Origin of the sequence: Mycobacterium sp. (genome assembly GCF_036490025.1) — a bacterium.
GTDB lineage: Bacteria > Actinomycetota > Actinomycetes > Mycobacteriales > Mycobacteriaceae > Mycobacterium.
The window spans coordinates 19,129-42,076 of record NZ_DASXEP010000182.1 but is presented as its reverse complement, the minus strand read 5'-3'; the positions used below and the strand labels follow the sequence as shown (position 1 = coordinate 42,076).

The 22,948-nt window shown below is 64.9% G+C and carries 25 protein-coding genes; 14 read left to right on the top strand and 11 right to left on the bottom strand.

Annotation, left to right across the window (positions count from 1 at the left end):
* Positions 1–39 precede the first annotated feature (39 nt).
* Positions 40–657, top strand: coding sequence for a helix-turn-helix domain-containing protein (locus VGG53_RS21750; RefSeq protein ID WP_331520187.1), 618 nt, complete (start codon positions 40–42; stop codon positions 655–657).
* Between the two features lie 26 nt (positions 658–683).
* Here VGG53_RS21750 and VGG53_RS21745 read toward each other — a convergent pair whose 3' ends face one another.
* Together VGG53_RS21745 and VGG53_RS21740 are read right to left on the bottom strand one after the other, a co-directional pair.
* A complete protein-coding gene (locus VGG53_RS21745) occupies positions 684–1,790 on the bottom strand; it encodes an acyl-CoA desaturase (protein WP_331520185.1) in 1,107 nt (368 codons plus the stop codon).
* A gap of 30 nt (positions 1,791–1,820) precedes the next feature.
* Positions 1,821–2,897 carry a ferredoxin reductase gene (locus VGG53_RS21740; RefSeq protein ID WP_331520184.1) on the bottom strand — a complete coding sequence of 359 codons (1,077 nt, stop codon included), beginning with the start codon at positions 2,895–2,897 and terminating at the stop codon, positions 1,821–1,823.
* Between the two features lie 69 nt (positions 2,898–2,966).
* Here VGG53_RS21740 and VGG53_RS21735 point away from each other — a divergent pair, with 69 nt between their 5' ends.
* Positions 2,967–3,641 carry a TetR family transcriptional regulator gene (locus tag VGG53_RS21735; protein WP_331520183.1) on the top strand — a complete coding sequence of 225 codons (675 nt, stop codon included), beginning with the start codon at positions 2,967–2,969 and terminating at the stop codon, positions 3,639–3,641.
* On the opposite strand, the gene VGG53_RS21730 is transcribed toward VGG53_RS21735, so the two are convergent.
* Positions 3,638–4,081: a MarR family winged helix-turn-helix transcriptional regulator gene (locus VGG53_RS21730; RefSeq protein ID WP_331520182.1), complete on the bottom strand. Its 444-nt coding sequence runs from the start codon at positions 4,079–4,081 to the stop codon at positions 3,638–3,640. The two genes, VGG53_RS21735 and VGG53_RS21730, sit on opposite strands and share 4 nt — an antisense overlap.
* A gap of 58 nt (positions 4,082–4,139) precedes the next feature.
* On the opposite strand from VGG53_RS21730, the gene VGG53_RS21725 reads away from it, so the two are divergent.
* From VGG53_RS21725 to VGG53_RS21715, 3 genes are read left to right on the top strand one after another with little or no spacing between them, the layout of a single operon-like run.
* Positions 4,140–4,466, top strand: a complete 327-nt coding sequence (locus tag VGG53_RS21725) for an antibiotic biosynthesis monooxygenase family protein (protein ID WP_331520181.1) — start codon at positions 4,140–4,142, stop codon at positions 4,464–4,466.
* A 7-nt stretch (positions 4,467–4,473) separates the two neighbouring features.
* Entirely contained in the window at positions 4,474–5,268 is a 795-nt protein-coding gene (locus tag VGG53_RS21720) for a DUF427 domain-containing protein (protein ID WP_331520180.1), read from the top strand.
* Positions 5,269–5,273: 5 nt separating this feature from the next.
* Complete coding sequence (locus VGG53_RS21715; RefSeq protein ID WP_331520179.1) at positions 5,274–6,332, top strand: DUF4185 domain-containing protein; 1,059 nt, start codon at positions 5,274–5,276, stop codon at positions 6,330–6,332.
* Here VGG53_RS21715 and VGG53_RS21710 read toward each other — a convergent pair.
* Both VGG53_RS21710 and VGG53_RS21705 read right to left on the bottom strand, forming a co-directional pair.
* Complete coding sequence (locus VGG53_RS21710; RefSeq protein ID WP_414689027.1) at positions 6,312–6,611, bottom strand: hypothetical protein; 300 nt, start codon at positions 6,609–6,611, stop codon at positions 6,312–6,314. The genes VGG53_RS21715 and VGG53_RS21710 overlap by 21 nt on opposite strands.
* Before the next feature lie 38 nt (positions 6,612–6,649).
* Positions 6,650–7,264 (bottom strand): GNAT family N-acetyltransferase, encoded by a 615-nt coding sequence (locus tag VGG53_RS21705; RefSeq protein ID WP_331520177.1) that lies wholly within the window; start codon positions 7,262–7,264, stop codon positions 6,650–6,652.
* Between the two features lie 29 nt (positions 7,265–7,293).
* On the opposite strand from VGG53_RS21705, the gene VGG53_RS21700 reads away from it, so the two are divergent.
* The gene (locus tag VGG53_RS21700) at positions 7,294–8,583 is read left to right on the top strand and encodes an acyl-CoA dehydrogenase family protein (RefSeq protein ID WP_331520176.1); all 1,290 of its coding nucleotides are present in this window, start codon (positions 7,294–7,296) and stop codon (positions 8,581–8,583) included.
* Here the strand turns inward: VGG53_RS21700 and VGG53_RS21695 are convergent.
* On the bottom strand, positions 8,580–9,485 hold the full coding sequence (locus VGG53_RS21695; RefSeq protein ID WP_331520175.1) for an alpha/beta hydrolase: 906 nt from the start codon (positions 9,483–9,485) through the stop codon (positions 8,580–8,582). The two genes, VGG53_RS21700 and VGG53_RS21695, sit on opposite strands and share 4 nt — an antisense overlap.
* Positions 9,486–9,497: 12 nt before the next feature.
* On the bottom strand, positions 9,498–9,953 hold the full coding sequence (locus VGG53_RS21690; RefSeq protein WP_331520174.1) for a MaoC family dehydratase: 456 nt from the start codon (positions 9,951–9,953) through the stop codon (positions 9,498–9,500).
* Between the two features lie 164 nt (positions 9,954–10,117).
* Between VGG53_RS21690 and VGG53_RS21685 the strand changes: the two genes are divergently transcribed.
* From VGG53_RS21685 to VGG53_RS21675, 3 genes are all read left to right on the top strand, one after another.
* On the top strand, positions 10,118–10,288 hold the full coding sequence (locus tag VGG53_RS21685; RefSeq protein ID WP_331520173.1) for a hypothetical protein: 171 nt from the start codon (positions 10,118–10,120) through the stop codon (positions 10,286–10,288).
* A gap of 27 nt (positions 10,289–10,315) precedes the next feature.
* A complete protein-coding gene (locus tag VGG53_RS21680) occupies positions 10,316–10,816 on the top strand; it encodes a metallophosphoesterase (protein ID WP_331520172.1) in 501 nt (166 codons plus the stop codon).
* A gap of 313 nt (positions 10,817–11,129) precedes the next feature.
* A complete protein-coding gene (locus VGG53_RS21675) occupies positions 11,130–12,122 on the top strand; it encodes an alpha/beta hydrolase family protein (RefSeq protein WP_331520171.1) in 993 nt (330 codons plus the stop codon).
* Between the two features lie 66 nt (positions 12,123–12,188).
* Here the strand turns inward: VGG53_RS21675 and VGG53_RS21670 are convergent, their stop codons facing one another.
* The 4 genes from VGG53_RS21670 to VGG53_RS21655 form a co-directional block, all read right to left on the bottom strand.
* Complete coding sequence (locus VGG53_RS21670) at positions 12,189–12,869, bottom strand: YoaK family protein (protein ID WP_331520170.1); 681 nt, start codon at positions 12,867–12,869, stop codon at positions 12,189–12,191.
* Between the two features lie 67 nt (positions 12,870–12,936).
* Positions 12,937–14,256 (bottom strand): maltokinase N-terminal cap-like domain-containing protein, encoded by a 1,320-nt coding sequence (locus VGG53_RS21665; RefSeq protein ID WP_331520169.1) that lies wholly within the window; start codon positions 14,254–14,256, stop codon positions 12,937–12,939.
* Positions 14,253–16,025 carry a maltose alpha-D-glucosyltransferase gene (gene treS / locus VGG53_RS21660; protein ID WP_331520197.1) on the bottom strand — a complete coding sequence of 591 codons (1,773 nt, stop codon included), beginning with the start codon at positions 16,023–16,025 and terminating at the stop codon, positions 14,253–14,255. Before treS ends, VGG53_RS21665 begins: the two co-directional genes overlap by 4 nt.
* Before the next feature lie 87 nt (positions 16,026–16,112).
* Entirely contained in the window at positions 16,113–17,144 is a 1,032-nt protein-coding gene (locus VGG53_RS21655; protein ID WP_331520168.1) for a S1C family serine protease, read from the bottom strand.
* 206 nt (positions 17,145–17,350) lie between these two features.
* Here VGG53_RS21655 and VGG53_RS21650 point away from each other — a divergent pair, with 206 nt between their 5' ends.
* The 5 genes from VGG53_RS21650 to VGG53_RS21630 all read left to right on the top strand — a co-directional run bounded on the left by VGG53_RS21650 (position 17,351) and on the right by VGG53_RS21630 (position 22,942).
* The gene (locus tag VGG53_RS21650; RefSeq protein ID WP_331520167.1) at positions 17,351–18,112 is read left to right on the top strand and encodes an SDR family NAD(P)-dependent oxidoreductase; all 762 of its coding nucleotides are present in this window, start codon (positions 17,351–17,353) and stop codon (positions 18,110–18,112) included.
* A gap of 28 nt (positions 18,113–18,140) precedes the next feature.
* Positions 18,141–18,548 carry a TIGR03668 family PPOX class F420-dependent oxidoreductase gene (locus tag VGG53_RS21645; RefSeq protein ID WP_331520166.1) on the top strand — a complete coding sequence of 136 codons (408 nt, stop codon included), beginning with the start codon at positions 18,141–18,143 and terminating at the stop codon, positions 18,546–18,548.
* A 110-nt stretch (positions 18,549–18,658) separates the two neighbouring features.
* Complete coding sequence (locus VGG53_RS21640; protein ID WP_331520165.1) at positions 18,659–20,830, top strand: elongation factor G-like protein EF-G2; 2,172 nt, start codon at positions 18,659–18,661, stop codon at positions 20,828–20,830.
* 237 nt (positions 20,831–21,067) lie between these two features.
* Positions 21,068–21,823 carry a L,D-transpeptidase gene (locus tag VGG53_RS21635; protein WP_331520164.1) on the top strand — a complete coding sequence of 252 codons (756 nt, stop codon included), beginning with the start codon at positions 21,068–21,070 and terminating at the stop codon, positions 21,821–21,823.
* Between the two features lie 186 nt (positions 21,824–22,009).
* Positions 22,010–22,942, top strand: coding sequence for an NADP-dependent oxidoreductase (locus tag VGG53_RS21630; RefSeq protein WP_331520163.1), 933 nt, complete (start codon positions 22,010–22,012; stop codon positions 22,940–22,942).
* Positions 22,943–22,948: the final 6 nt, after the last annotated feature.

Genomic DNA, 22,948 nt, shown 5'->3' with positions numbered 1-22,948 from the left:
AAGGGTTGAAACGACGTGGATTCCGCAGAAGGAGGCGCCGTGGCGACGACCGTCGCTGAGGCTGCGGCTTCGGCCGAACCCACCAGCATCGACCCGTTTCGGCAACGCCTGCTCGACGGCCTCGCGGCCTCCATCGCCGAGCGCGGCTACCGTGCCAGCACCGTCGCCGATATCGTCCGGCACGCCCGCACGTCGAAACGCACGTTCTACGGCCAATTCCCCAGCAAGGAGCAGTGCTTCCTCGAACTGCTGCACGCCGACGTCGAAAAATTGGGCGAGGACATTCGCCACGCCGTCGATCCCGACGCCGACTGGCAGACCCAGATCCGTCGGGCCGTCGAGGCCTACGTCGACCACATCGAGTCCCGACCGGAGCTGACGCTGAGCTGGATTCGCGAGCTGCCGTCGCTGGACGCGGCCGCGCGACCATTCCAGCGTCGCGGGATGCGGCTGCTGACCACTCTGCTGGTCAACCTCAGCGAAAGCCTGGGCTTTCAGAACGCCGACCTGCCGCCCCTGACCCGGCCGAAAGCGGTGATCCTGGTGGGCGGCCTACGCGAACTGACGGCTCTGGCGGTCGAAGACGGACTCAGTGTGCGCGAGATTGTCGAGCCCGCGGTGCAGGCCTCGGTGGCGATGCTCGGCTATCGGCACTGATCAGATCTTGAAAGGCCCGCTGCCGGTCAGGCAGCGACCAGCTCGCGTTCTTTCGGCTTGGTGTCGCTGCGGTCCTGCGGCGGGACGGCCAGCTTGACGATCTTGCGCACGACGGTGCCGAACTGCTTCGACAGCGAGCCCGAGTTGTACGGAATCCCGTAGCGCCGGCAGATTTCCTGCACCTCCGCCGCGATCTCCGAGTACCGGCGGGCCGGCAGGTCCGGAAACAAGTGGTGCTCGATCTGGTGCGACAGGTTGCCGGACAGCAGGTGGAAGAGCTTGCCACCGGTCAAGTTCGCCGAACCCAGAATCTGGCGGAAATACCACATACCGCGCGATTCGCCCTGGGTTTCTTCGACGGTGAATTCCTGTGTGCCGTCCGGGAAGTGGCCGCAGAAGATGATCATGTAGGACCAGACGTTGCGCATCAGGTTGGCGGTCAGGTTACCGGTGAACACGAACGGGGCGAACGGTCCGGCCAGCAGTGGGAAGGCGACATAGTCCTTCAGCACCTGCTTGCGGGTCTTGCGCCAAATCTCCTGCAGGACCTCGCGTTTGTCCGCCAGCCGGATCTCGCCGGAGGTGATGCGCTCGCTTTCCATTTCGTGCAGCGCGACGCCGTACTGGAACAGCACCATCAGCAGGAAGGCGTAGACCGGATTGCCGAGGAAGTAGGGCTTCCACGGTTGGTCCTCGCTCATCCGCAGGATGCCGTAGCCGATGTCGCGGTCCATGCCGACGATGTTGGTGTGGGTGTGGTGCATGTAGTTGTGCGAGTGCCGCCATTGGTCGGCCGGGCACGCGGTGTCCCATTCGAAGTCGCGGCCGCGAATCGACGGGTCGCGCATCCAGTCGTACTGGCCGTGCATGATGTTGTGGCCGATCTCCATGTTGTCCAGGATCTTTGAGATCCCGAGCATCGCGGTTCCCGCCAGCCAGGCCGGCGGCAGGATTCCGGCGAACAGCAGGGCGCGGCCGCTCACTTCGAGTGCGCGCTGCGTCTTGATGACGCGACGGATGTAGTCGGCGTCGCGCTGGCCGAGGTCGGCCATTACGCGTTCCTTGATGGCGTCGAGTTCAGCGCCGAACGCATCGGCCTGCTCGGGCGTCAGGGTGATCTTGGGCTGCGACATGATGAAACCTTCCGAAGTCTCTAGGGGGCTTTAAAGGGCAATGTCGACGTCGCCGACCGGAACGGACACGCAGATCTGCACGTCCTCGTCGGGCGCAGTCGACACCGCGCCGGTGGTCAGGTTGCGCACGACACCGCCGGTCTTGCGGCGTGTGCAGGTGTGGCAGATGCCCATCCGGCATCCGCTCGCCGGGCTCAGGCCGGCCGATTCGGCTTGCTCGAGCAGTGGGCGGCCATCGTCGGCAATCTCAATACCGCTGTCCGCGAAACTGACTCGTCCACCGGACGCTTGCGCGGGCAGGTCTAGCACAGGCGCCACGAAGCTTTCTGAATGCACGTTTGGGCAGTGCCCGCGGACGGCGTCCACCAAAGCGGCTGGGCCACAGACAAAGACGGCGTCGGGATTCGGCATGGCCGCAGCCAGGTGGTCGGGACTGAACCTACCTTCGAGGTCGCCGCCGGCCGATCGGGTATAGCCGTGCAGCACCAGTACACCCGGCATCGCGGCAAGGTCGTCGTGGTAGCAGGCCTCGGCGCGGCTGCGCGCATAGTGCACGAATGCGATATCGCCGGCATGTCCTTCGTTGACCAGCGTGCGCAGCATCGCCATGACGGGGGTGATCCCGCTGCCGCCGGAGACGAACAGAATGCGACGGGGTCGCTGCGCCGGCAGGACGAAGTCACCGCCGAGGCCGCTGAGCCCGACCACCATCCCACGGCGCGCGCGCTCGTACAGATGTGTCGAGACCAGGCCGCCGTCGTGATGACCGATGGTCAGCTCGAGGCGCGAGGAGCCCTCGGCGTTGGCCGGCGAGTAGCACCGGGTGTGCCGGCGTCCGTCGATCTCGACGCTGAGGTTGACATACTGCCCGGCGCGAAAGGCCCGGCCGCTGCCGGTGAACGCCTCGTTGGGTGCCAGCACGAGCGTGACGCTGCGCGGGGTGTCCCGACGCACGTCGACGACCTTCGCGCGGCCCTCGGCCAACGTCCACGTCGGATCGACCAGCTCGGTGTACCGCTCGACGCCGTGCGGGCCGGTCAGTAGGTTGACTAGGTCAGAACCGAGCACCCGCGCCTTCAACGTTTGAGTGGATTTCTCAGTGAACATATGTATACCGTGCGACGGCATACCCCAGTTCGTCAAGGGTTTCCGCAGGCCTGTGGTACGGTTCACACGGTGAACAGTCGTTCGCCCAGCTCACGTACGCATCGGTCGGGGCGCGCGCGCAGCCGCGAAGGTCCGTCCCGCGAGGAACGCAAAGAAGCGACTCGTCGGGCCATTGTCGCGGCGGCACTCAAACTGCTCGACGCGCGCAGTTTCAGCGGACTGAGCCTGCGTGAGGTGACCCGAGAAGCAGGGATCGTCCCTGGAGCGTTCTATCGCCATTTCGAATCGATGGAGGCCCTTGGGCTGGTCTTGATCGACGAGTCGTTTCGAACCTTGCGCGACATGCTGCGCGGCGCCCGCGCCGGCAAGCTGGACCCCAACCGGGTGATCGAGTCGTCGGTCGAGATCGTGGTGGCAAGCATCACCGAACGTCGCGAGCACTGGCGCTTCATCGGAAGGGAGCGCTCCAGCGGCGTCACGGTTTTGCGCTACGCCATTCGCACCGAATTCCGGCTTCTCACCTCGGAGCTGGCCACCGACCTCGCCCGGTTCCCGGGCCTGAATGCGTGGAGCACCGAGGACCTCAACGTGCTGGCGACACTGTTCGTCAACTCGATGATCGTCATCGCCGAAGCGCTCGAAGACGTCCAGGGCGCCGAGGCGATCGAGGAGATCCGGATAACCGCGGTCAAACAACTACGGATGATCGTGGTCGGCGTCACCGGCTGGCACAGCAGCCCCTAAGCACCTTCAGTCCTTTCCAGGTTTTTAGCGCAACTAGTCAGGACCTCGGCGACGCTTCGCCGGTCATGTGACGAAATCCCGTGCAGCATCTCGGCTTCGACGCCGAACACCGCGTCATGAGCTGCGCTCAGCCGGCGCGATCCGAGGCGAGTCAACGCCAGCGATCGGGATCGCCCGCGCGGTGGCGCGGCGGCAGTCTCGACCAGGCGATCAGCCCGTAAGCCGGCCAACACGTCCTGCAGCGACTGCCTGGTCACGAAACACAGCCGGGCCAGCTCCGCGGCCGAGGCATCCGGATGCTCGTGCAGCGCTCGCAACGTCGAGTACTGGGCCATCGACAGGCCGGTCGGCTTCAGCGCGCTGTCACATCGGCGCCGCAGGCCCTGCTGAACCCGTTTGACCAGATACCCGACCGAGCGTTCGGCCTCCGACGGTTGCATGACAGGAACCTTACACCGGTGCTATGGTTTCGTCAGGAACCTGACAAAGGAGAGAATCATGTCGACCATTACCGCACACGCCGACCACGCAACGCTGATCAACGTGTTCACCGTGCAACCCAAGCGGGCGAGACAACTCGCCGATCTGCTGACGGCGGCCACCGAGGACGTCATGCAGCACATCGACGGCTTCATCTCGGCGAACATTCATCTGAGCACCGACGGCACCCGCGTGGTCAACTACGCGCAGTGGCGCAGCGTGGAGGCAATGCAGGCGATGCGGGAGAACCCCAGTGCGCGCGAACACATGGCGCAGTGCGCCGGCCTGGCCGACGGATTCGAACCGCTTCTTTACACCGTCGAGTCGGTGCATGCCGCGTCATGATGGAGTGATGGCCACCCGAATGCGAGACCTGCTCGGCGGCGCGCTGGGATCGCTGCGCTACGAGCCCACCGAGAAGCGTCTTCGGATTGACCTGGACGGCGGGCCGGTCGCGGACACGATCAACGGGCTGCTGGTGTGGGAACCGCGGCGGTTGGTCCCGACCTACGCCGTGCCGGAGGCCGACGTGACGGCCGAGCTGGAATCGGCGGGCCGGATCGACGATCTCGTCGATGAATCGCTGCTGTTCCCGACCAACCCGTTCGCCGTGCACAGCTGCACTGGCGAGATGTTCGACGTGGTCGTCGACGGCGTGCGACACCCGTCGGCGGCTTTCCGGCCCGATGACCCCGACCTTTCCGGCTATCTGACGTTCGATTTCAGCGCGTTCGAGTGGCACGAAGAAAACGAGCCGATCGTGGCCCATCCGCACGACCCGTTCAAACGCGTCGACATCCTGGCAAGCACCCGGCAGGTACGTATCGAGTGGGAGGGTCGACTGCTGGCCCAGTCGTCACGGCCACTGTTGCTGTTCGAAACCCTGTTGCCCGTGCGGTTCTATCTTCCGCGTGCGGACGTCGTCGCCGACCTCGATCCGAGCGAAACAATCAGCTATTGCGCGTACAAGGGCCGGGCATCGTATTTGTCGGTGCCCGATGGACCCGCCGACGTGGCGTGGACCTATCCCGCACCGCTCCGCGAAGCCGAACCCGTGCGGGACTACGTCGCGTTCTTCAACGAGCGGGTCGACATCATCGTCGACGGCCAATGCCGAGAACGGCCCGTGACGCACTGGTCGGACTGACGGCCATGGCGGACGCTCGCCGCATCGAGGGCAAGCTGGCGGACATCACCGGGCCGGGCATCACTGGTCGGTGGGGCGTGACGTGCACCGACCTGGGCGCGTCGGTGACCGCACCCAACGGGACGCTGGTCTCGGTATTCGGAGACACCTTCTCCGGCAATCGCGTTGGGCACGGCGAGTGGCGTTCGCCGGTGATCCTCATCGGTAAAGGCGACGCCGGTCACGCAATCACCTACCACCGCGCCGGCGGCGCCGATCCTGAATTCGCGCAACAACTTTGGCACTACGCCCATCGCACCTGCAGCCGACCGCGCCGCGGTATCAGCACGGTGATTCCGTCCGACCTGCTGCGGGTAGGCGACACGCTCTACCTGCACGCGATCGTGAACCGAGGCTTCGGCAACGTGGTGTGGACCGAGATCTGGCGCTCCGACGACAGCGGCATCTCTTGGCGCCACCTGGGTGGCAACACCAGGTTTCCCGCCGGACTGCACGGTGGCCATGCGCAGTGCTGGTCCTGGGACTACGACCCGGTTGACGGCTGGATTTACGTGGTGTCCACGGGCTTTCAGCGCGACAAAGGCATCATCCTGAAGCGGGTCCGCCCCGAACACATCGGCGATCCGCGTCAGTACTCCGGCTGGGGACGCGCCCGCGCCCTCTGGTCATGGGGCAGAGAGCCGACGCCGCTGACTCCCCTCGGAGAGACCTGGGGTGAACTGTCGCTGCGCCGGCTCGCGGACGGTAAATGGATTCTCGGCGGGTTCCTGTCGTCGGAATACGCGCTTGGGTATCGGGTGATGAAATCCCCCACGGCCGTGCGCGCCACCCCGCTGCAGCGCCCGATACTCGGATCCGGGTGGGACGGTGAAGACCACGCCAAAAGCCGGGTGGCGCAACTGTACGGCGGATACCTACTGCCGGGATCGACGCTCGATGTTGTCGGCGGTGTCGGCCTGGTGGTATCGCAGTGGAACACCACACTCGGATGGCCTTACCGGGCAATGCAATTCCGTGCGACGCTGCGCGCCTCTACTAAGACGTCACCGATCGACGTTGAATAGCGAGTCGCCATCCTCGGGAGTTCCGTCGATCTGGCCACGATGGACGCGAGCCGGCCGCTCGGCAGGGGGTCCTGGTTCGGGCACTACATCGGGTTCCTCGGCGCTGAGTTTGTCGTCGAGGGCCTCGCCCTCCTCCTCTTCGCGCGCCGTCATCCCGAACTTGTCGGCCTCGCTCCAATCGTCGGGAGGGTCGACGACGATGTCGCCGTCGTCGTTGCGCACCTCGTCGGAGTCGGTCGACTCGCTTGGGTCCAAGGTGTCGTCATCAGCCATGTCCACTCGGTTGCCCTCAGCGTCGGGCAGCTAAACACCCGGAACTACCGCGGCGCCCGCCACATCGGCCACAGCGTCGGACCGCCGTCGGGGATGACGATCTCGCCGGTCACCTCGAAACCGAACCGCTGGTAATACGGCACGTTCTCTTCCTTGCTGGACTCGAGATACGCCGGGGCGTGCTCGGCGTCGACTCGATCGAGGCGTGAGCGCATCAGCGCCTGCCCATAGCCTTTGCCGCGAACGGACGTGTCGCTGCCGATCACCGCCAGATACCAGTGCGGCTCCTCGGGGTGTTGCCGCTTCATCCTGGCGAACAGATCGCCCAACTTGCGGCCGAGCGACAGCCGCGGTCCGAATCCGAGAATGAACGACGGCAGCATCATCAGTTGTTCGCGCCCCGACTGCTGCCACCGGCCCGGCGGATCCCAGAGCGCTGCCGCGCCGATCGTGGACTCGTCGCTGGCCACCTCCACACCACCACCGGCCAGATGGTGGTGGCGGGTGACGGTTGCGAAGAACTTCCGCAAGTGCGCGGCCCGGGCTTGGTCGTCGGGCATGATCCAGACCGACACCGGGTCGTCGTAGAAGGCGCGGCCGAGGGCGTGCGAGAGCTCGGTGACGTCAGCTTTGCGCGCCGGACGCGTATGGATTGTCATTAGCGGACAGAGTAGTAGCGTCGGAAATCGTGTGGGACTTCGAAACCGACCCCGAATACCAGGAAAAACTGGACTGGGTCGAAGAATTCATGGTCAACGAGCTCGAGCCACTCGACCTGGTGGCGCTGGACCCGTATGACAAAAAGAATCCCGAGACCATGGCGACCTTGCGGCCCCTGCAGCAGCAGGTCAGGGATCACGGCCTGTGGGCCGCTCACCTGAAACCCGAACTCGGCGGTCAGGGCTATGGCCAGGTCAAGCTCGCGCTGCTCAACGAGATCCTGGGCCGGTCTCGCTGGGCGCCGTCCGTGTTCGGCTCGCAGGCACCCGACTCCGGCAACGCCGAGATCCTCGCCCTGTTCGGCACCCCCGAGCAGAAAACGCACTACTTGCAGCCGCTGCTGGACGGCGATATCACCTCGTGCTATTCGATGACCGAGCCGCAAGGCGGTTCGGATCCGGGCCTGTTCGTGACCAGCGCCGAGCGCGACGGCGACAGCTGGGTCATCAACGGCGAGAAATGGTTTTCCACCAACGCCCGGCATGCGAGCTTTTTCATCGTCATGGCGGTCACCAATCCCGACGCGCGCACCCGCGACAAGATGTCGTTGTTCATCGTCCCCGCCGGGACGCCAGGCCTCGAGATCATCCGCAACGTCGGGGTCGGCACGGAATCACACGCCACCCACGGCTACGTTCGCTACGCCGACGTCCGGGTGCCCGCCGACCACATCCTCGGCGGCGAGGGACAAGCCTTCGCCATCGCGCAGACCCGGCTGGGTGGCGGTCGCATCCATCACGCCATGCGCACCATTGCGTTGGCCCGGCGGGCCTTCGACATGATGTGTGAGCGGGCGGTATCGCGCCAAACCCGGATGGGCCCGCTGTCGAATTTCCAGATGACACAGGAGAAGATCGCCGACAGCTGGATCCAGATCGAGCAGTTCCGGCTGCTGGTGCTGCGCACGGCATGGCTGATCGACAAGCATCACGACTACCAGAAGGTGCGCCGCGACATCGCCGCGGTCAAGGTCGCGATGCCTACAGTGCTGCACGACGTCGTGCAGCGCGCTTTACACCTGCACGGCGCGCTCGGGGTGTCCAACGAAATGCCGTTCATCAAGATGATGATCGCCGCGGAGTCGTTGGGCATCGCCGACGGTGCCACCGAGCTACACAAGATGACGGTGGCCCGCCGGACCTTGCGTGAATACGAGCCGGTCACAACGCCTTTCCCGTCGCAGCATCTGCCCACTCGGCGCGCCGAGGCGCAGGCCCGGGTGGCCGAACGGCTGGAGCACGCGGTCGCCGAGTTCTAGCTTCCGCCGGTGACGCGGTCGATGTGGGCGAGAAAGTGTGTCAGCACCGCCTCGGGAGCCTCCAGTTGCGGCCAGTGCCCGATGTCGTCGGCGAGCATCACCACGTCGGGGCTGGGGATCACCTCAGCGTAGCGGCGTGCCATGTGTGCGCCGGAGTTGGGGTCGACGGGCCCGTCGATGAGCCGCATCGGAATGTCGGTCTCCCGCATGGCCCGAACCCATCGATTGCGGTGCGTGTAGCGGTTTCCGATGAAGCGGCCGACCTTGTGCAGCACACGGCGGCCGTCGTTGTAGCCCAAAATCTGGCTGAACACATCCATCATGTGCGGCGTCGGTTTGGTGTTCGGGCCGAACATTTCCCGCAGCGTCGACTCCAGCAGTCGACGAGGCAGCGGCGTGTTCTGCACGCGACTGACGATGCCGCCCAACGGAGTTCCCGACATCAGCTTCTGTGCGGCCCGCGGCGTGTAGGTCTCGACGAACATGCCGCCGTTGAGCCAGGTGATCGAGTCGATGCGCAGCGTGCCGTAGGCAGACTGCCCAAATTCGTGACGCGCCAACAACTCCTGACCCACCGAGTCGCCGATGTCATGAGCGAGGATGTGCGCGTTACCGATGCCCAGGTGGGCCAGTAGTGCCTCGTGCATGTCAGCGTGATCGTGCACCGAGTATTCGTAAGCGACGGGCTTGGCGGAGAAGCCCATGCCCATCATATCCGGCGCGATCACGGTGAACCGCTGCGTCAGCGTCGGCCAGATCGGCGCCCAGTCAAAGGAATTGAATGGGTAGCCGTGAATCAGCAACAACGGCGGGCCACTGCCCTGGATCCGGTAGAAGATGTCGAAACCGAGATAGTCGAAGTACCGTCCGGCATCCAGCCAAGAAGCCAGGTCAGCGTCCATGAGTCCGCCTTCCTACGAGATGTAGCGAACGACGCTCTCGGCCACACATGCCGGTTTGTCCGAGCCCTCGACCTCCACCGTGGTCGACACGATCGCCTGCACCGCGCCATTACCCAGGTCCTCGACGTTGACCAACGAGCTCTGCGCGCGAACCCGGGAGCCGACCGGTACCGGCGCCGGGAAGCGAACCTTGTTGAGGCCGTAGTTGATTGCGAGTTTGATGCCGTTGACCGTGTAGATCTGGTGCTGCAGCCGCGGCAGCAGCGCCAGCGTCATGAAACCGTGCGCAATCGTCTTGCCGAACGGACCCTTGGCCGCCCTTTCCGGGTCGACGTGGATCCACTGGTGATCGCCCGTCGCGTCGGCGAAGAGATTGACGTCTTCCTGACTGATGGCCACCCAGTCGCTCTGTCCGATGCTTTCACCCTTGATTGCGGCAAGATCGGCGACTGATTCGAAGGTGCGCATAGCGTTTCTCTCCTTTGAGTCGGCCCGACGTCGATGCGGGCGGCGCTGCTAAGTATCGTGCCACTCGGTGTTTCGGCAGCCTGCGCCACCCCGGGTCGATGTTTCGCCGCGATTCGCGACCGGGTACCCACGTCAGATCCAGCGAGGCACCCGGAAGGAGCCCAATGCTTGGCCGCAAAGGCCACAAGGCCGAAGAGGACGTCGAGACCGAACGCCACCAGACGGAGGCCCGCGACGGGCGCGAAGACGACGGAAGCTATGTCGGACGGACTTCCGCCGACGACGCTATCGACGCCGGCGAGACCGGGGCGGAAGCGCGCAGCACCGACCAATAGCCGCCGTACCAGGTGCAAGATGGCTCCGTGAGACTGCTGCTGCTCGCCGACACCCACGTTCCGCGACGCGCCCGCGATCTGCCGGCACGAGTGTGGGACGAGGTCGCTCAGGCAGACATCGTTGTGCATGCCGGCGACTGGGTGGTACCCGAGTTGCTCGACGAGTTGTCGGCCAAGGCCCCGCGACTGGTGGCGTGTTGGGGCAACAACGACGGTCCGGCCCTGCGTTCGCGGTTGCCGGAACGCGCAGACGTGGTCGTGGACGGGCTGCGATTCACGGTGGTACATGAGACGGGTGCCACCGCGGGCCGGGAAACCCGCATGTCGCGTCTTTACCCCGACACCGATGTACTGGTGTTCGGCCACAGCCACATCCCGTGGGACACCACGACCAGCACCGGCTTGCGATTGCTGAACCCGGGCTCGCCGACCGATCGCCGCAGACAACCGTTCTGCACCTATATGACTGCGCAGATCGAGGGCGGCGCGCTCGCGGACGTCGTGTTGCATCGCCTGGGGCGCTACTGATCGGTACGTGCTGGTCGTGGCGACGGTGCTCGGAATCGCCACTGTCTCAACGCTTTTGCGACGCTCAGTTGTGTAGGTCACGAATCTATAACGCCCCCTGCTGAATTCGATTCGGCGGGGCGTTCAACTGACGTCGGTAGCCCCGTTTCACGATCGTTATCTTGAAGTAACGCTCTGAGCCCCAATCGTTAGCGAACCGCGATCCCACACCCCGGGGCGAGTAACACGCGTGTGACTCCCGTCGTGTTTGACTGCCACAGACAGCTATTCGACCGCAAATTGCGGCAGATGAAAGTTGGGATGTGTAGGAGCTATGAAGTTCGTTGAGAAGTTCCGCGGTGCGGCGACACAGTTGCCGCGCCGACTGGCAATCGCGGCTATCGGGGCGGCGCTGCTGTCCGGCGTCGTCGGTGCTATCGGCGGCTCGGCGACCGTGGGGGCGTTCTCCAAGAAGGGCCTGCCGGTCGAGTATCTGGACGTACCGTCGGCGGCAATGGGCCACAACATCAAGGTGCAATTCCAGGGCGGGGGACCGCACGCCGTCTACCTGCTCGACGGGCTGCGCGCCCAGGACGACTTCAACGGCTGGGACATCAACACTCCCGCGTTCGAGGAGTACTACCAGTCTGGCCTGTCGGTGATCATGCCGGTCGGTGGACAGTCCAGCTTCTACAGCGACTGGTACCAGCCGGCATGCGGCAAGAGCGGCTGCCAGACCTACAAATGGGAAACGTTCGTGACCAGGGAGCTTCCGGCGTACCTGCAGGCCAACCGGGGTATCTCCCCGAATGGTAATGCGGCGGTGGGTCTTTCGATGTCGGGCGGTTCCGCGATGATCCTGGCCGCGTACTACCCGCAGCAATTCTCCTATGCCGCATCGCTGTCCGGCTTCCTGAACCCCTCTGAGGGCTGGTGGCCGACACTGATCGGTCTGGCGATGGGCGATGCGGGCGGCTACAACGCCACCAACATGTGGGGCCCGACGAGTGACCCGGCGTGGAAACGCAACGACGCGATGGTCCAGATCCCTCGGCTGGTGCAAAACAACACCCGCATCTGGGTGTACTGCGGTAACGGCACTCCGAACGACCTGGGCGGCGACAGCATGCCGGCCAAGTTCTTGGAGCAGTTCACGCTGCGCACCAACGAGCAGTTCCGCGACAACTACACGGCCGCGGGCGGCCGCAACGGGACGTTCAACTTCCCGCCCAACGGAACGCATGACTGGGGTTACTGGAACCAGCAACTGGTTGCCATGAAGCCCGACATTCAGCGGACCCTGAGCGGTGGTCCAGCCGCCACCTGACGTCTCCACCCACGCATCGGCAGCAGCGCTCCCCCAGCGCTGCTGCCGATGTACATGTGGGTGAAGCTAATTCAGCAGGGCGCGGCGGTCCTGATGACAGTACGTATAGGCGGTGGTCAACGTGCACACCGCCGAGGCGACCACCAGCATCCCTGTCCCGTTGACGAACAAGCTGATCACCCCGCCCACCGTGGCGCCGAAGATGAAGCTGGCGAACAGCAGTAAGTAGCCGAGCCAATCCGAGAGATTTCCGCCGGCGATGTGCCGTTCGATGCCCTGGCCCATCTTCACCAGCGTGCCGGTGACGTAGCTCAACGACACCGAGACCTCGCCGTCTTTGACGAATGACGTGTTCAGGGCACCAATGCCGAAGGCCAGCAACATAATCGGGGGGAAATCGAGCTGGTTCTCTTCCCAGCCTTCGTCCAAGACGTCCACCACCGTGGCCGCCAACAGGCTGAAGGTAGCCAACATCGTCGATCCGTGCGGATGCGCGACCCAAAAATGCCGCCGGCACACCGAGGCAACCACCACGCCGGCGACGAAGCTCATCAGCAGCAGACTTGCCGTCACGGACAACAGAACGTCGTCGCGAAAATATCCCAGCACGGCGCGCTGCGCGTTCCCGGTCATGAACGTGACGAAGTACCCGGCGGAGTGGGCAAAGGCCGTTGCGCCGAGCACTCCGGCAAGCGCGGCCAGCACCCACGACAAACGCGCTTCACTGTCGAACATCTCCCGCAACATAAAACTATGCTTTCAAAGGAGCGACGCCGTGTGCACGGCGGGCACGGCCATTCAGGTGAGACTCACATCAATCTGCTACAAACTTGGCGATCGACCGTAGCGGAATCGGCAGCCAACCGGGGCGGTGCCGGGACTCGTAACCGGCCTCGTAAACCGCCTTGTCCAGCTCGTACGCCGCCAAGATCAGCGCCGAATCCCGCGGGTCGACGCCGGATGCCGTGGCGTAACCATCGCAAAACGCTGTTCGGTTGCGCTGCACCCACTCTCGCGCACGCGCGGCGAGTTGCTTGTCGCCCGACTGATCGACCAAGGGACCGTAGGCGGCATATTCGAAAGAACGCAACACGCCCGCGACGTCGCGCAACGGGGAGTCCGGTGCGCGACGCTCTTCCAGCGGCTGACCCGGCTCACCTTCGAAGTCGATCAGCAACCAGGACTCCGGTGTCCGCAGCACCTGACCCAAGTGCAGGTCGCCGTGCACCCGCTGCGCCGTAATCGTCTGCCCCGCCAATTTCTGGAAGCGCTGCTCGATCGCCGGCGCGTAGTGCTCGAGTTCGGACACCGACCCGGCCGCCGACGACAACCGCGCCAGCATGGTCTCGACCGGAAACGGGGCCTTCGACGTGCCGAGGGTTTCGGCGAGCCCGGCATGTACCGAAGCCACGGCTTCACCCAACCGGTAAGACTCGCCGGCGAAATCGCCGCCGACCTCGTGGGCGTACAGATCGCCCTCCGCGAACAGATCGCGCACGCTGGCAGTGGCCATCGCCCAGCCTTCGGCGGCGTTGGCTTCATACTCGGTCACCATGCCGAGCGGCCAGCTGGCGTCGGCGTCCGGGCCGGTCAGCTCGTAGGTGCCCAACAGGCGCGCAACATGCGGATTTCCCGCCCGGCCCAGGACCCGATTGAGCTCGATATCGGGATTGACGCCCGGGCTGACCCGACGAAACACTTTGAAGATGGCGTCGCGATCGAAGATCACGCTGGTATTGCTCTGCTCGGCCTCCGAGACCCGCGGATAGGCCTCCCCCGGCAGGGTCACACCGGGCTCCTTGCCGAACGAGACGCCTTCGCGGGTGGCCGAGGTGCCGACCAAGGACAGCAGAAATGCTGCCGCCGTCGGGTCGTAGAGTGCGTCGTAGCCGGTCCGATCAACGTCGGCGCCGATGGTTGCGACGGTGTTGTACTCGGCAGGCAGCTCGGAATTCCAGCCGACGATCACCTGATACCGCTCGGCCGAGCCGTCGGTGTAGGTCACGTTCAGCAGTACCAGATCCAGATCGTCGCCCAGCCCGACCACGAGGTCCGGCTCGGCGGCAGCCAGCTCGCGGCCGCGGCCGGCGTACCAGCGCTGCTGCGGGAGCCACTCTGACCACGGCAAGTTCATTGCGACTCCTCAGACCCGCACAACTGGAACCAATAGAAACCGTGCCCCGGCAGTGTCAGCAGATACGGCAGGTGACCGATGCGCGGAAACTCGACGTGGCCGGTGAGCTCGATCGGCGTATAGCCGCTCCAATCCTGCAGGTTCAGCTCGAGGGGCTGCGGGAAACGCGACAGATTGTTGACGCAGAGCACCGTGTCACCGTCGTCCGGCACTTGGCGCAGGAACGCCAACACCGAGGGGTTGGACCCGCCCAGCTCGGCGAAGTTTCCGATCGCGAAAGCTTCGTGTCTGCGACGCACCGCCAGCATCATGCGAGTGAAGTTGAGCAGTGACGTCGAGGTGTCGCGTTGGGCCTCGACGTTGACGGCCTGGTACCCGTAGACCGAGTCCTGGCTGGGCGGCAGATACAGCCGACCGGGGTTGGCTTTGGAGAACCCCGCGTTGCGGTCCGGGGTCCACTGCATCGGGGTCCGCACCCCGTCGCGGTCACCCAGCCAGATCACGTCGCCCATTCCGATCTCGTCGCCGTAGTACAGCACCGGGGATCCGGGCAGCGACAGCAGCAAAGCGGTGAACAGTTCGATCTGGTTGCGGTCGTTGTCCAGCAGCGGCGCCAGCCGGCGGCGGATCCCGACGTTGGCCTTCATCCGCGGATCTTTGGCGTACTCGGAGTACATGTAGTCACGTTCTTCGTCGGAGACCATCTCCAGCGTCAACTCGTCGTGGTTGCGCAGGAAGATTCCCCATTGCGCGATGTCCGGAATCTGGGGCGTCTGCGCCAGGATCTCCGAGATCGGGAACCGCGACTCACGTCGCACCGCCATGAAGATGCGCGGCATCAGCGGGAAATGGAACGCCATGTGGCATTCGTCGCCCCCGGTGCTGGCATCGCCGAAGTATTCGACGACATCGCTGGGCCACTGGTTGGCCTCGGCCAGCAGCACCCGCCCCGGGAATTCGTCGTCGACGACCTTGCGCACGCGTTTGAGGAACGCATGGGTTTCGGGCAGGTTCTCGCAGTTGGTGCCTTCCCGCTCGAATAGGTACGGCACGGCGTCCAGCCGGAACCCGTCGATACCGAGGTCCAGCCAGAACCGAAGGACGTCGATCATGGCTTCCTGAACCGCCGGGTTGTCGTAGTTCAGGTCGGGCTGGTGAGAGAAGAACCGGTGCCAGTAAAACTGTCGGCGCACCGGATCAAAGGTCCAGTTCGACTCCTCGGTGTCAATGAAGATGACCCGGGCGTCGGTGTACTTCTCGCTGGTGTCGCTCCACACGTAGAAGTCGCCATAGGGCCCGTCGGGGTCGTGGCGCGATTCCTGGAACCACGGGTGCGATTCGGAGGTGTGGTTCATCACCAAGTCGGTGATGACGCGGATCCCCCGCTCGTGGGCAGCGTCGAGCAACGCAACGAAATCCTCGACGGCGCCGAATTCAGACAGCACCTTGTAGAAGTCCCGGATGTCGTAGCCACCGTCGCGCAGCGGCGAGTCGTAGAACGGCGGCAACCAGATGCAGTCGATTCCCAGCCACTGCAGATAGTCCAGCCGCTGCAGCAGCCCACGTAGGTCACCGGACCCATCGGCGTCATCGTCCAGGAAAGCCCGGACCAGCACCTCGTAGAAGACCGCGTGCTTGAACCACGTCGGATCGGCGGGCAGTGACTTGGCCTCGGTGAACTCGTCGGCGCTGGGGTGCTCGACCACGCCGCCTTCGACGTGACTTCCCTCCGCGGGATCATGCTCGGACGTGTGTTCTCTGTCCCTGATCAAGTCCACGAGACTACACGTACCCGGGGGCCGGTATCGAAAACTTTATGCGCCAAACGAATTGAGCACGCACGACTGGGCGTCGGATCAGCCCGGCGGGCCGTCCGCCAGCGTCACATTGGTGCCCCGATCTTGCAGTCCCACACTGACGCTGTCGCCGGGGTGGTGCTGATCGAGAATGTTTGTCAGCGTGGTGGCCGAGTTGACCGGCTGGCCGTTGATCGAGGTGATCACGTCGCCCGTGTTGATCCCGGCACCTGCGGCAGGACCGGTCGGAATCACCTGGCGGACGATCGCGCCCGCGCCACCGGACGCGTCGTTGACGCCGACGCCGAGGAACGCGGTCGGCCCGATGTGCACGGTCGGCGACGAGGCGCCGGACCGGATCTGGCCCGCGACGGCCAACGCCGCATTGATCGGGATCGCGAAACCCTGACCGCGGCCCAAATGGAAGTTCTGCGAGGCGGCGGTGTTCAGGCCGATCACCTGGTTCGCCTCGTTGACCGTCGGTCCGCCGGAGTCGCCGGGTCGGATGTCGGCGTCGAGCTGCATCAACCCGTCCAGCGTCTCGGTGCTGCCGGTCAGCGCATCGTTGGCCGACACCGTCTGGTTCAGCGCGGCCACGCGTCCTTCCACTGCGCTGGGCGCTCCGCCGACGCCACCGGCATTGCCGATCGCAACGATCTGCTCGCCGACGGTCACCGTGTCCGAGTTGCCGGTGTTGGCCGTAGGCAGCCCGCCCCCGGCGAGTTGCAACACCGCGATGTCGTGTTGGCGGTCGAAGCCGATCACCGAGGCCGGGTAGGTCTGTCCGTTGCCGATGGACCTCGCGGTGAGGTTGGTGGCACCGGCAATCACGTGGTTGTTCGTGAGTACCACGCCGCCCCCGTCGATGACGATGCCGGTTCCGGCGCCGATCGCGCTCTGATATCCCAGCTTGGCGTCGATATCGACGATTCCGGGACCCACCTGCCCGATGGCTGCCGCCACGTCTTGCGGCGCCGGGGGCGTCAGGGGTGACGCCTGGACGGGCGCTGTTGCCAGGCCCAGCGCCGTTGCTGCCAGCAGACTGAGCAAGCGCAGCGACCCCCGCGGTCCGCGGCGGTGCGATCCGCCCATCCCGTCACCTCCCGGATAAGTTCCGCCCCGAATCGGGGGCGGAAGTGCACAACGTTTCGATGTCGACGGCACAACTTTGTCCATCTAACCGTAGCTTGCGTTGTTCAAACAGGCATATCAACGTCGGGATCCTCCGCCGCATCAACTCTTGGGTAGCTTCATAGCTTCGGGCCGGACGGCCACTCGACAGCAAAGGTGTTCATCGCATGGGCGTGCTTGATTCATTCCGGATGGACGACAAAGTTGTGGTCGTCACCGGCGCCTCGTCGGGGCTGGGTGTGTCATTCGCCCAGGCATTCGCCGAGGCCGGTGCCGACGTCGTATTGGGCGCGCGCCGCGTCGACCGGTTGGCCGAGACGGCCGCCCTCGTCGAGGCCGGCGGCCGCCGGGCGCTGACGGTCGCCACCGATGTCAGCGTGCCCGGGCAATGCCGGGCGCTGGTGGACGCTGCGATGCAGACTTTCGGCCGGGTCGACGTCTTGATCAACAACGCCGGTGTGGGGACCGCGCACCCGGCGACCCGGGAGACACCGGACCAGTTCCGCTCGGTGATCGACATCAACCTCAACGGCGCGTACTGGGTGGCACAAGCCTGCGGGCGGGTCATGCAGCCCGGAAGTTCGGTCATCAACATCGCCAGCGTCCTGGGGATCACCACCGCGGGCCTGCCGCAGGCCGCCTACAGCGCGAGCAAGGCCGCGATCATCGGACTCACCCGCGATCTGGCCCAACAGTGGGGTGCGCGCAAGGGCATTCGCGTCAACGCGTTGGCCCCGGGATTCTTCAAAACCGAGATGACCGACGAGTACCAGCCCGGATATCTGGAAAGCCAGGCGCATCGGCTGATCCTGGGCCGCTTGGGTGATGCACGCGAACTCGCTGCCACCGCGATCTGGCTGGCATCAGCGGCCGGCGGCTACGTCACGGGCCAGACCATCATCGTCGACGGCGGCCTCACGATTACGTAATCGCCTGCCGGGCCCTAGGCTCAGCGACGTGGTCGACTTCGACCCCAAGACCCGCTTCGCGCGGGCACCGGTAGCCCGGCTCGCGACCGTCGCCCCCGACGGCCGTCCGCACCTGGTGCCCGTGGTGTTCGCGCTGCACGACGAGATCATCTACACCGCCGTCGACGCCAAACCCAAGACCACGCAACGGCTGCGGCGGCTGACCAACATCGAGCGCAACCCGCAGGTGAGTGTGCTGGTTGACCACTACGCCGAGGACTGGGCGCAGCTGTGGTGGGTCCGGGCCGACGGTGCCGCCACGATCCATCTCGACGGCGACGCGATGCAGGCCGGACGCGATCTCCTGCGCGCGAAATACGGCCAATATCAATCGGTTTCGCTGGATGGTCCGGTGATCTCCGTCGCGGTCCGGCGCTGGAACAGCTGGCACGGCTGAACGCGGCGCTGCCCAGTTCTGCCGTCGCCGCCCGTTCACCCTTGTATTGCGCGGGCGCTAGGAGAAAAGTGACGTGCACCACGATGACGCGGGACACGAGGAGTGACGTCATGGCAGACAAGTCCCACAATTCTCACGGCGCAGGAGCAGCTCCCGCCGTAGACGATCCGGCCGCCGTCCGAAACGTGGTGCTGGTAGGCCCGTCCGGCGGCGGCAAGACCACTCTGGTCGACGCGCTTCTGGTCGCCTCCGGGGTGTTGTCCAGACCCGGCTGCATCGCCGACGGGACCACGGTCTGCGATCACGACGAGGCCGAGATCCGTCAGCAGCGGTCGGTCAGCCTCGCCCTGGCCTCGCTGGCGCATGACGGCGTCAAGGTCAACCTCGTCGACACTCCCGGCTACGCCGACTTCGTCGGCGAACTGCGTGCCGGGTTGCGTGCCGCGGACTGCGCTCTCTTCGTGATCGCCGCCAACGAGGACATCGACGAGCCGACGAAGTCCCTCTGGCAGGAGTGCAGCCAGGTCGGGATGCCGCGGGCCGTGGTGATCACCAAACTCGACCACGCCAGGGCCGACTATCAGAACGCGCTTACAGCAGCACAGAATGCGTTCGGCGACAAGGTTTTACCGCTCTACCTCCCGTCCGGCGACGGAGTGATCGGGCTGTTGTCGCAGACGCACTACGAGTACACGGACAACAAGCGGACCACGCACGCCCCGGATGGCTCCTACGCCGATCAAATCGAGGAAGCCCGCGGCACCCTGATCGAGGGGATCATCGAGGAGTCCGAAGACGAATCGCTGATGGAGCGTTATCTGGGCGGCGAGAAGATCGATGAAGCGGTGTTGATCGACGATTTGGAGAAAGCAGTCGCTCGTGGCTCGTTCTTCCCGGTCATCCCGGTCTGCAGCAGCACCGGCGTCGGCACCCTGGAACTACTCGAGGTTGCCACCCGCGGGTTCCCGTCACCGCGGGAACATCCGCTGCCGGAAGTCTTTACGCCGCAAGGCACCACCTTCACCAAGGTGACGTGCGGCTCGGATTCACCACTGCTGGCCGAGGTGGTGAAGACGACGTCAGACCCCTACGTCGGCAGGCTCAGCCTGGTCCGGGTGTTCTCCGGGACCATCAGGCCCGACACGACCGTTCATGTGTCGGGCCATTTCTCGTCCTTCTTCGGCTCATCGAATGGCGACAGCAACGGGGCCGGCCCCGATTCCCTGGCCAGCCACGTTGACCACGACGAAGACGAACGCATCGGTGCGCTGTCCTTCCCGCTGGGCAAGCAGCAGCGGCCCGCATCGGTCGTGCTGCCCGGCGACATGTGCGCGATAGGGCGACTGAGCCGAGCAGAAACCGGAGACACCCTCTCCGATAAGGCGCAGCCGCTGGTGCTCAAGCCATGGATGATGCCGGAATCGCTACTGCCGGTGGCTATTCAGGCACACGCAAAAGCCGACGAGGACAAGTTGTCGGTCGGGCTGGGGCGGTTGACCGCCGAGGATCCGACGCTTCGGATCGAACAGAATCCGGAAACGCATCAGACCGTGCTGTGGTGCATGGGCGAAGCGCATGCCGGTGTGGTGCTTGACGCACTGGCCAACCGGTACAGCGTCAGCGTGGACACTGTTGAGCTGCGGGTACCGCTGCGAGAAACTTTCGGCAGCAAGGCGAAAGGCCACGGCCGCCACGTCAAGCAATCCGGCGGACACGGCCAGTACGCGGTGTGCGAGATCGAGGTGGAGCCACTACCGGAAGGCTCAGGGTTCGAGTTCTGCGACAAGGTGGTCGGCGGCTCGGTCCCTCGGCAGTTCATCCCCAGCGTGGAAAAGGGCGTGCGCGCTCAGATGGAAAAGGGCGTGCACGCCGGGTATCCCGTGGTCGATATCCGGGTCACCCTGCTCGACGGCAAGGCGCATAGCGTGGACTCCTCGGATTTCGCCTTTCAGATGGCCGGCGCGCTGGCGTTGAAAGAGGCCGCTGCAGCGGCGAAGGCGACGCTGCTCGAGCCGATCGACGAAATCTCGGTGCTGATACCCGACGATCTCGTCGGCGCGGTGATGAGCGACCTGTCCGGCCGTCGTGGCCGGGTATTGGGGACCGACACCGCCGGCAATGACCGCACATTGGTGAAATCCGAAGTGCCGCAGGTCGAGTTGACCCGCTACGCCATCGATTTGCGCTCGCTCGCACACGGAGCGGCCTCGTTCACCCGCTCCTTTGCCCGATATGAACCCATGCCGGAATCCGCTGCGACGCGGGTGAAGTCCGCGGACTGAGCCCCACACAGCCGCCGCATAGGCGGGCCGATTAGCGCTTGCCGAATCAGCCCGGCGCAGCGACCTCGATATCACGCTTCAGCCGCTATTAGTGCCGCGAGCTGTGATGATAGCTGGGTGCCCAACGCGGCGGTCCCGACTTATGCATCAATGATCCGTTTGCTGTGCGCGATAGGGCATATTGGAGATACGGAATGTGAGCGCTTCGGGCTTACATCGTCTCGGAGGGTGGACACCGTGGGTAGAGCGATTCGAACCGGGTGGCACGCGGTCCTGATCGCAGTGCTGGCCGTCGCGGGATCGAGCGCCACGAGCACGGCGGCGATCGCACCGACAGACCCGACCGCCGCCGTCGCCTCCATCCAGCCGGCCAACGGCACGGTGGTCGGCGTAGCCCACCCGGTCATCGTCACGTTCACCGGCCCGGTCACCAGTCGGGCAGCGGCCGAGCGGGCCATCAAGATCACCGCCCCGAACCACATCACCGGGCGGTTCGAGTGGCTCGACACCAACGTGGTCCAGTGGAAGCCGGACGGCTACTGGCCTGCCCACAGCCACCTCAGCGTCCAAGTGCACGCCCTGTCAACGGGTTTCGACACCGGCGACCAGGTGACAGCGGTCGCCAGCATCTCCGAGCACACGTTCACGGTCAGCGTCAACGGTGAGGTGATGCGCACGATGCCGGCGTCGATGGGTAAGCCCAGTCGTCCGACCCCGATCGGCAACTACTCGGCGCTGTCCAAAGAGCGCACGGTCGTGATGGATTCGCGCACCATCGGCATTCCACTCGACTCATCGGAGGGATACAAGATCACCGCCTCGTACGCCGTTCGCGTCACTTGGAGCGGTGTCTATGTGCATTCGGCTCCGTGGTCGGTGGATTCGCAGGGCTATGCCAACGTCAGCCACGGTTGCATCAACCTCAGCCCGGACAACGCCGCGTGGTACTTCGACACCGTTCACATCGGTGACCCCATCAACGTGGTGGCCTAGCGTCCTGGTATGACGACGGTCACACCGGGCGTCGGAAGACATCGGCAGGCCGCTGAGTTGGGCCTACAGACGGCTGCAGACAAGGGACGGATGATGGGTTACTCGATGTGGGTAACTGGAGTCGCCGTCGCTCACTCGAAGTTGTTGCAGCCCAGAGTATTTCACAACGACGGATAGGAAATCACGATGGCAGCTGCAAAAGCGCGAGCGGTCCGCTTCGATCAGTACGGCGGGCGTGATGTGTTGTATGTGGCCGAGATCGATCGGCCGGTCCCCGGTGCGGCCGAGGTTCTCGTCGAGGTTCGCGCGGCCGGAATCAATCCCGGTGAGGCGGGTATCCGCAGTGGTGCGCTGCATGAGCAGTTTCCCACGACATTTCCGTCCGGTGAGGGCAGCGACCTCGCCGGCGTCGTCGTCGAGGTCGGCGACGGTGTCAGCGACTTCGCCGCTGGGGACGAGGTGCTGGGTTTCAGCTTTCAGCGGTCGAGCCACGCCACTCACACCGTCGTCCCGGTCGACCAGCTGATTCACAAACCAGCCCAGCTTAGCTGGGAGGTCGCGGGTTCGTTGTACGTCGTCGGCGTCACGGCGTACGCCGCCGTTCGCGCGGTAGCGCCGCAGCCGGGTGACACCGTCGCGGTCTCGGCGGCGGCCGGCGGCGTCGGCAGCCTGGTGGCGCAGTTGTTGGCATTGCGTGACGTGCGGGTATTGGGTATCGCGTCATCCGGTAATGCGGAGTGGCTTCGCGCTCACGGTGTTGTGCCGGTGGAATACGGCGACGGGTTGGCCGACCGCCTGCGACAGGCCGCGCCGGACGGCATCGATGCGTTCATCGACCTGTTCGGACCGGACTATGTTCAGCTCGCGGTCGACCTCGGCGTGCCCGCCGAGCGGATCAACACCATCATCTCGTTTCAAAAGGCCGCCGAGGTGGGCGCGAAAAGCGAAGGTAGCGCGGAGGCCTCGACTCCTGCGGTGTTGAGCGAAATCGCCGATCTGGTTGCTTCCGGCGCGATCGACTTCGATGTCGCCGCGACCTATCCGCTCGACCGGGTCGTCGACGCGTTCGAAGAACTCGAGCAGCGGCACACTCACGGCAAGATCGTGCTGCTGCCGTAGCCGGCT

What these genes read in the sequence shown, in the direction of transcription:
- VGG53_RS21630 (WP_331520163.1), top strand. Translation starts at nt 22,010, where the DNA reads ATGGCAGCTGCAAAAGCGCGAGCGGTCCGCTTCGATCAGTACGGCGGG.
- VGG53_RS21690 (WP_331520174.1), bottom strand. Translation starts at nt 9,953, where the DNA reads ATGCGCACCTTCGAATCAGTCGCCGATCTTGCCGCAATCAAGGGTGAA.
- VGG53_RS21655 (WP_331520168.1), bottom strand. Translation starts at nt 17,144, where the DNA reads ATGGGCGGATCGCACCGCCGCGGACCGCGGGGGTCGCTGCGCTTGCTC.
- VGG53_RS21725 (WP_331520181.1), top strand. Translation starts at nt 4,140, where the DNA reads ATGTCGACCATTACCGCACACGCCGACCACGCAACGCTGATCAACGTG.
- VGG53_RS21705 (WP_331520177.1), bottom strand. Translation starts at nt 7,264, where the DNA reads ATGACAATCCATACGCGTCCGGCGCGCAAAGCTGACGTCACCGAGCTC.
- VGG53_RS21675 (WP_331520171.1), top strand. Translation starts at nt 11,130, where the DNA reads ATGAAGTTCGTTGAGAAGTTCCGCGGTGCGGCGACACAGTTGCCGCGC.
- VGG53_RS21745 (WP_331520185.1), bottom strand. Translation starts at nt 1,790, where the DNA reads ATGTCGCAGCCCAAGATCACCCTGACGCCCGAGCAGGCCGATGCGTTC.
- VGG53_RS21720 (WP_331520180.1), top strand. Translation starts at nt 4,474, where the DNA reads ATGGCCACCCGAATGCGAGACCTGCTCGGCGGCGCGCTGGGATCGCTG.
- VGG53_RS21715 (WP_331520179.1), top strand. Translation starts at nt 5,274, where the DNA reads ATGGCGGACGCTCGCCGCATCGAGGGCAAGCTGGCGGACATCACCGGG.
- VGG53_RS21730 (WP_331520182.1), bottom strand. Translation starts at nt 4,081, where the DNA reads ATGCAACCGTCGGAGGCCGAACGCTCGGTCGGGTATCTGGTCAAACGG.
- VGG53_RS21640 (WP_331520165.1), top strand. Translation starts at nt 18,659, where the DNA reads ATGGCAGACAAGTCCCACAATTCTCACGGCGCAGGAGCAGCTCCCGCC.
- VGG53_RS21665 (WP_331520169.1), bottom strand. Translation starts at nt 14,256, where the DNA reads ATGAACTTGCCGTGGTCAGAGTGGCTCCCGCAGCAGCGCTGGTACGCC.
- VGG53_RS21670 (WP_331520170.1), bottom strand. Translation starts at nt 12,869, where the DNA reads ATGTTGCGGGAGATGTTCGACAGTGAAGCGCGTTTGTCGTGGGTGCTG.
- VGG53_RS21685 (WP_331520173.1), top strand. Translation starts at nt 10,118, where the DNA reads ATGCTTGGCCGCAAAGGCCACAAGGCCGAAGAGGACGTCGAGACCGAA.
- VGG53_RS21740 (WP_331520184.1), bottom strand. Translation starts at nt 2,897, where the DNA reads ATGTTCACTGAGAAATCCACTCAAACGTTGAAGGCGCGGGTGCTCGGT.
- VGG53_RS21650 (WP_331520167.1), top strand. Translation starts at nt 17,351, where the DNA reads ATGGGCGTGCTTGATTCATTCCGGATGGACGACAAAGTTGTGGTCGTC.
- VGG53_RS21695 (WP_331520175.1), bottom strand. Translation starts at nt 9,485, where the DNA reads ATGGACGCTGACCTGGCTTCTTGGCTGGATGCCGGACGGTACTTCGAC.